The 6,916-nt window shown below is 61.0% G+C and carries 5 protein-coding genes; all 5 read right to left on the bottom strand.

The genetic code is table 11. The annotated features are described in order from the left end of the window. Positions 1–2,329, bottom strand: a 2,329-nt coding sequence (gene ppdK, locus AC781_RS07330; RefSeq protein WP_067775852.1) for a pyruvate, phosphate dikinase, incomplete at its 3' end; no start/stop codon positions are given. A gap of 218 nt (positions 2,330–2,547) precedes the next feature. Beyond that, positions 2,548–4,011: a tetratricopeptide repeat protein gene (locus AC781_RS07325; protein WP_067775849.1), complete on the bottom strand. Its 1,464-nt coding sequence runs from the start codon at positions 4,009–4,011 to the stop codon at positions 2,548–2,550. Between the two features lie 58 nt (positions 4,012–4,069). Next, the gene (locus AC781_RS07320; protein ID WP_067775846.1) at positions 4,070–5,818 is read right to left on the bottom strand and encodes a pseudouridine synthase; all 1,749 of its coding nucleotides are present in this window, start codon (positions 5,816–5,818) and stop codon (positions 4,070–4,072) included. 185 nt (positions 5,819–6,003) lie between these two features. Then, the gene (locus tag AC781_RS13300; protein ID WP_083076733.1) at positions 6,004–6,159 is read right to left on the bottom strand and encodes a small basic protein; all 156 of its coding nucleotides are present in this window, start codon (positions 6,157–6,159) and stop codon (positions 6,004–6,006) included. A gap of 66 nt (positions 6,160–6,225) precedes the next feature. After that, on the bottom strand, positions 6,226–6,810 hold the full coding sequence (locus AC781_RS07315) for an MBL fold metallo-hydrolase (protein WP_067775843.1): 585 nt from the start codon (positions 6,808–6,810) through the stop codon (positions 6,226–6,228). Between the last annotated feature and the right edge of the window lie 106 nt (positions 6,811–6,916).

The raw sequence follows: 6,916 nt of genomic DNA, 5'->3' as shown, positions 1-6,916 counted from the left end.
ATTTGATGGTTTTGCCCTTTTCTTCGAATACCTGAGCGGCGACTTTGTCGATGACGGCTTTCTGGATGTCGAGTTCTTTCTTGAAGGCGACGAGGGGTACCATGATTTCCGGCACGACTTCGAAGCCTTCTTCTTCGGTCACTTCGATGGCGGCTTCGATGATGGCGCGAGCCTGCATTTCGGTGATTTCGGGGTAGGCGATGCCGAGGCGGCAGCCGCGGTGGCCGAGCATGGGATTGAATTCATGGAGTTCCGAGACGCGGCGCATGATGTCTTCGACGCGAAGTTCGAATTTTTCTGCGAGGTCGCGTTGCTGTTCCTTGGTCTGGGGAAGGAATTCGTGGAGGGGCGGGTCGAGGAGGCGGACAGTGGCCGGGAGGCCCTTGAGCGCCTTGAAAATGCCCTTGAAGTCGCTCTTCTGGAAGGGAAGGAGCTTGTTGATGGCTGCCACGCGGTCAACCTTCTTGGTGGCGAGGATCATCTGGCGGACGAAGTCGATGCGGTCGCCTTCGAAGAACATGTGTTCGGTGCGGCAGAGGCCGATGCCTGTGGCTCCGAACGCGATGGCGGCTTCAGCCTGCGAGGGGGAGTCCGCGTTGGTGCGGACGCTCATGCGCGTGGCCTGGCTGCACCAGTCCATGAGCTTGGCGAAGTTCTGGTAGGCGCGGCTCTGTTCGGGGGCAAGGGTTTTGTCGATGAGCACCTGGATGATTTCGGAAGGAGCGGTGTCGACCTTGCCGAGGTAGACGAGGCCGGTGGTGCCGTCGATGGAGAGGTAGTCGCCTTCCTTGACGGTTTCGCCGTTGACGGTGATGGTGCGGGCCGCGTAGTCGATGTTGAGGGCATCGGCGCCGCAGACGCAGACCTTGCCCATCTGGCGGGCGACGAGGGCCGCGTGGGAGGAGACGCCGCCGCGTGCGGTGAGGATGCCTTCGGCCGCGATCATGCCGCGAAGGTCTTCGGGCGATGTTTCGAGGCGGACAAGAAGGACTTTTTCACCGCGGTCGGCTGCTTCGACGCAGCGTTCGGCATTGAGGTAGACGCGTCCGGAGGCTGCGCCGGGGCCAGCGGGGAGGCCGTGGGCGATTTGCTTGGCTTCCTTGATGGCGTTGCCGCTGAAGATGGGGGTGAGGAGCTGGTCCACCTGGTCGGCGGGGATGCGCTTGACGGCGGTCTGCCAGTCGATGAGGCCTTCTTCGACCATTTCGCAGGCGATGCGGAAGGCGGCGACGCCGGTGCGCTTGCCGTTGCGGGTCTGGAGCATCCATACCTTGCGGTCCTGAATGGTGAATTCGAAGTCCTGCATGTCGTGGAAGTGCTGTTCCAGCGTCTGGCGGATTTCGCTGAGGGTGGCGTGAGCCGCGGGCATGACGTTGGCGAGTTCTGCCACAGGATCGGGGGTGCGGACGCCTGCAACGACGTCTTCGCCCTGCGCGTTCATGAGGAATTCGCCGTAGAAGACGTTTTCGCCGGAAGCGGGGTTGCGGGTGAAGGCGACGCCGGAACCGGATTCGTCACCGGTGTTGCCGAAGACCATGGCCTGGACGTTGACGGCGGTACCCCATTCGGACGGGATGCCGTATTTCTGGCGGTAGACGTTGGCGCGGTCGTTGTTCCAGGAACCGAAGACGGCTCCGATGGCTCCCTGAAGCTGTTCCCACGGGCAGACGGGGAATTCGTGGCCGGTACGCTCGGCGACGAGGGCCTTGAAGCGTTTGACAAGTTCCTGCGAGTCTTCGGCGGTCATGTCGGAGTCGAGGATGTCCTTGCCGTAGCGTTCGTGCTTGAGGTTTTCGATGACGGTTTCGAAGGGTTCGTGGTCTTCGCCCGGAAGTTTCTGAACGCCGAGGACGACGTCGCCGTACATCTGGATGAAGCGGCGGTAGCAGTCCCATGCGAAGCGGGGGTTCTGCGTGGCGTCTGCCATGGCGACGACGGTTTCGTCGTTGAGGCCGAGGTTGAGGATGGTGTCCATCATGCCGGGCATGGATTCGCGTGCGCCGGAGCGGACGGAGACGAGGAGGGGCATGGCCTTGGTGTCGCCGAATTTGTTGCCGACGATTTCTTCCATTTTGGCGATGCCTGCCTTGATGTCGTTGTCAAGAGTGCAGGGGTAGGTGCGGCCATGGGCGTAGTAGTAGGTGCAGACTTCCGTGGTGATGGTGAAGCCTGGAGGCACCGGGAGGCCGATGCGTGCCATTTCGGCGAGGTTGGCGCCTTTGCCGCCAAGGAGATTTTTCATAGTGCCGTTACCGTCGGCGGTCCCTCCGCCGAAGGAATAGACGATTTTGTCGGGCGTTGCGCTGCATGCGCAGGTTGTGTTAGACATATGTGTGTGTTAATCAGTGGATTGCGTACAAGTGTGCAGCGTGGTGCCGCACACGGGAAAGGAAGGATACTCTCGGGTAGGTAGGTTGTCAAGCCGCTAAGGTGTCTTCTCTGTTCCTGCCGAAAGAAAAAGGACCGACGCTCGTGAGAGTCGGTTGTCCGTTCCCGTTTGCGGAATGCCGTATGGCATTCCGCGGTTGGAAGAGGGCTGCGCGATGGCTATGGTTTCGGCTGCTCCGCCGCTTTTTTGGCGGCTTCGGCATCCAGCGCGAGGCTTTGTTTGTTGAGCCGGGCGACAATGAATAGCGGGATGATGCAGATGATGATGACGAGAGGAATGCCGGCCCAGAGCATGAGGTTTTTGTAGAATGCGCTGGTTTTGTCTCCCCGTTCTGCGCCGATGCTCCACCATTTGTATGCGCGCAACGGGTTCCACGGCTGGGAGGAGCCGGGCAGGAGGTGGAGCAGGCCGCGGCGCGCCATGGCGGCGGGCACTCCGCGTTCGGAGGCGATGTAGTACCATGTGTCCGCCAGCTCCTTGTTTCCTTGGTCGTCGTAGTAGAGTGCGAGCGCATGGGCGGCGGCGGCTCCGGGAGCGTCGCCGTAGGTGTTGGCTGCGAGAGTGAGCATGTCGACCGCTTTTTTCTCATCCCTGGCCGTGCCGATGCCTCTCATGTACATGTCGGCGGCGTCGAGCAGAGCAGGGCCGTAGCCGAAGGAGGCAAGCTGCTCGGTGCAGGCGAGGGCTTTGGCCGGATCTTTTTCAATGCCTTCTCCCGAGAGGTAGGCTTTGCCGAGGAGGTAGATGGCCGCGGGGTGGTTCCGGGCGGCAGCCTGCTGGAGGTATTTGACGCTGAGCGTGAGGTCCTGTGGTACGCCGCGGCCCGCCTTGTAGTTGGCTGCGAGCATCATCATGGCGTCGATGCTTCCGAGTTCCGCTCCCTTGCGGTACCATGCGAGAGCCTGTTCGGGAGAGGCTTCGCATCCGGTTCCCTGTTCGTACATGCGGGCGACGCGGTAGGCGGCGTGGACATGGCCTTTATCCGCTGCCTGCCGCATGTGGGCGAGGGCTTGTGCGGGTGCGGCTTCCGCGCCGAGTCCGTCGCGTTCCATGATAGCCAGCCAATACAAATCTTCCGAAGCGGCCTTTTCGGCATTCTGCACGAGGGCACCGAGAGATTGGCGGGCTTTGGCATACCATTGTTTCGCCTGTTCGGTTTCCTTGGGGCCGCCGTAGCCTTTTTCCATCATGCGGGCAATCTGGTATTGGCTGGCGGCGTGTCCTGCTTCTGCCGCCTTGAGCCACCATTTACGGCTTTCGGTGGCGTTCGGCAGGATGCTGAGGGTCATGTTGCCGAGGAGGTAGAGGCTGCCGAGGTCGATCATGGCGGCAGTATCGTTTTTCTCGGCTTTTTCCCGGAGGATCTGCTGGTATTTTTCTCCCCATTGGCCGGCCTCGATGCCTTTTTCCTGCGCTGCATAACGGATGCCGAGATCCATGGCGGCTTTGGCGTCGCCTTTGTTGGCAGCCTGTTCGAGGGCTTCCATTTTCTGGATTTCTTCCGGCGGTAAGGCTTCGGTTGCAGCCGGAGCGGAGGGGGGGGGGGTGTTTGGTGTGGTGGTTTCCGCCTGCAAAAGGTTGGCGCCTTGCAGGAGGAAGAGTGCTGTGAGCAATGTTTTCATGGCAAGGGAAGAAAAGGCCCGAAGACGGTGTGTCTTCGGGCTGTTGGTGCGGTGAGGTTTAGTCCTGGCGGCCGAAGCGGCGGTCGGGGCGATCGCCGAAGTGGCGGCTGGGCCTGTCTCCAAAGCTGCGGCGTTCGCCGAAAGGTTTGCGGTCTCCGAAGGAGCGGCGTTCGCCACCTGCATTGCGATCGTTGCCGAAGCTGCGGCGTTCTCCGTCGAAACGGCGTTCGCCGAAGGGCTTGCGGTCTCCAAAGGAGCGGCGTTCGCCACCTGCATTGCGGTCGTTGCCGAAGCTGCGGCGTTCTCCGTCGAAGCGGCGTTCACCGAAGGGCTTGCGGTCTCCGAAGGAGCGGCGTTCGCCACCGGCATTGCGGTCGTTGCCGAAGCTGCGGCGTTCCCCGTCGAAGCGGCGTTCGCCGAAGGGTTTGCGGTCTCCGAAGGAGCGGCGTTCGCCACCGGCATTGCGGTCGTTGCCGAAGCTGCGGCGCTCTCCGTCGAAACGGCGCTCGCCGAAGGGCTTGCGGTCTCCGAAGGAGCGGCGTTCTCCGTCGAAGCGACGTTCGCCAAAGGGTTTGCGGTCTCCAAAGGAACGGCGTTCGCCATCGGAATTGCGGTCGTTGCCGAAGCTGCGGCGTTCTCCGTCGAAGCGGCGTTCGCCGAAGGGCTTGCGGTCTCCGAAGGAGCGGCGTTCGCCACCGGAGTTGCGGTCGTTGCCGAAGCTGCGGCGTTCTCCGTCGAAGCGGCGTTCACCGAAGGGTTTGCGGTCTCCAAAGGAGCGGCGTTCGCCACCGGAGTTGCGGTCGTTGCCGAAGCTGCGGCGTTCTCCGTCGAATTTGCGCGGTCCCTGAGCGCGGCCAAAGCGGCGTTCGGTTTCCTGTTCGGGTTCGTAGGCTTCGCCTTCAGAGAATTTGGTGAGGCCGGGAGTTTCGTCGTCGTCTCCGATTTCGAAGTCCGCCGGGTCGAAGACGTAGTTGTCGTCATCGTCGTTGTCTTCGGCCGGGGTGTAGTCGGAGGTTTCCGTCGTGCGCGGTTTGAAGGCTTGCTTGGCTCCGATGAGCTTGCGCTGTTTGGGCGGGTTTTTCAGAGCAAGGGCGATTTCGTCCGCCGTGAGTACCTGGCAGGCGCCGGGTTCGAGATCGCCGCCCCAGAGGGAACCGATGCGGACGCGGACGAGTTTTTTGACCCGCAGGCCCATGCAGGAGAACATCTGGCGGATTTGGCGTTTGAGGCCCTGTTCGAGGACGACGCAGGCGCGGCGTGCCGAGAGGCGGCTGACGTATTTGGCCTTGGCCTGGCCTTCGGGGATGCGGAGTCCCTTGAGGAGCTGGATGAGGACGGAGTTGTCGAAGTTCTGGTCGAGTGTGACCCAGTATTCTTTTTCGATGCCGTTGGAGGGGTGGGCAAGCGTCTGGGCCAGTACGCCGTTGTTGGTCATGATGACGAGGCCTTCGGAGTCCGCATCGAGGCGGCCGACGTAGTTGACGTAGTTGTAGCGGACGGGCAGGAGGTCGTAGACCGTGCCGTCTGCTCCCTGCGCTTCGCGGCTGCATACGATGCCGCGAGGTTTGTTGAGCAGGATGGTGATTTCTTCCTTGGGGGTGGCGTGGCGTCCGTCAACCTTGACGAAGTCCGTCGGGAGGACGCGGATTCCGGGGGTGTCGACGGCTTTGCCGTTGATTTCGACGCGTCCTTCGGCGATGAGTTTGTCTGCTGCCCGGCGCGATTCATACCCGCACGATGCGAGGAATTTGTTGAGGCGAATGCTTCCTTCCGGCGCTTCCGGATAGGATGTGTTTTCTTCTGTCATATATATGTGTTTATTATAGTAAGCAATCCTCTCGGATTGCCGTGGCCTCTTACGGGGCTAGGTCAGGCATCTCTCGACGCCTTAAAACGGAAAAAGAACCTCCCGGAGAGTTTGCAACCGGGAGGCTCCAGTAAAATCGAAGGTGAGTCGCGCTTCCCGGAGATCCGGAGTAGCCGTATGGACTCTTAGTTGTCGAACTTGGTCTTCGGAAGGCCGAGGGGGCTTTGACCCTTCTTCCATTGACCGCGTTCCTTAAGGAGCTTGACGCGTTCGAAACGCTTGAGGACGGAACGCTTGCCGCCGACGGTACCGGTTGCTTTCAGTGTAGAGTGTTTGGACATATCTGTATGTGTGACTAAAGGATTCCTGCCGCAAGCGGCATGGTGCAATGTGTGCGGGGCGGTCTTTTACCCTATTTCCGGGTGTTTGTCCAGTCCTATTTTATTCGAAGGGTGCTTTTTTTCGGCAGTCTCCGTTTTCAGCTCTTCCAGATGGGCGGCGATGGATTGGCGGAACGGTGCGAGGTGTTCCCAGTGTTCCATTCCCATTTCCCGGCCGATGTGTTCAAAGCGGGGATCGAATGAGGCTTCGGGGGATGCATGTGCCGCCCGGCGGACGGCTGCGTCGAGGGCAATGTGGCGTGCCAGCGCGTTCCGGACGGCTTGTTTGCCTTCTTTCCGGTTTTTCGCATGGTCCCATGCGGAGAGGTAGAGTTCCGGTTCGGGGCGGTCGAGGAGTTTGTTCCATGATCGTTCGCATTGGCCCGGGCTGACGTAGATCGGGATGTCGCCTTCGACAGGGATGGCGTCTCCGGTGAATAGGGCCCGTTCTTCATGGAAGAGGAAGCACTGGGAGCCTGCGGAGTGGCCGGGGGTGTCCAGCACTTCCAGCGTGATGCCGTTTTCGCAGGAGATGGAGTTTCCATCCGTGATGAAGGTGTCGATGCCGACGGGTTCATTCAGCAGGGTATGGATGTGCGGCGTGATTTGCATCGGGGTACGGCGGTGCGGATGCGTTTTGTCCGGTGTGGTTTCCGGATGAAAATTTGCCGCTTCCGGGTGATGGAAGCGGCTTTTTCCCGGTTGTTGCCGGGCAGGT

The sequence above is a fragment of the Neoakkermansia glycaniphila genome, from assembly GCF_001683795.1.
GTDB lineage: Bacteria > Verrucomicrobiota > Verrucomicrobiia > Verrucomicrobiales > Akkermansiaceae > Akkermansia > Akkermansia glycaniphila.
Note: the sequence above shows the minus strand (reverse complement) of the source record. Positions and strands in the feature narration are given on the sequence as shown.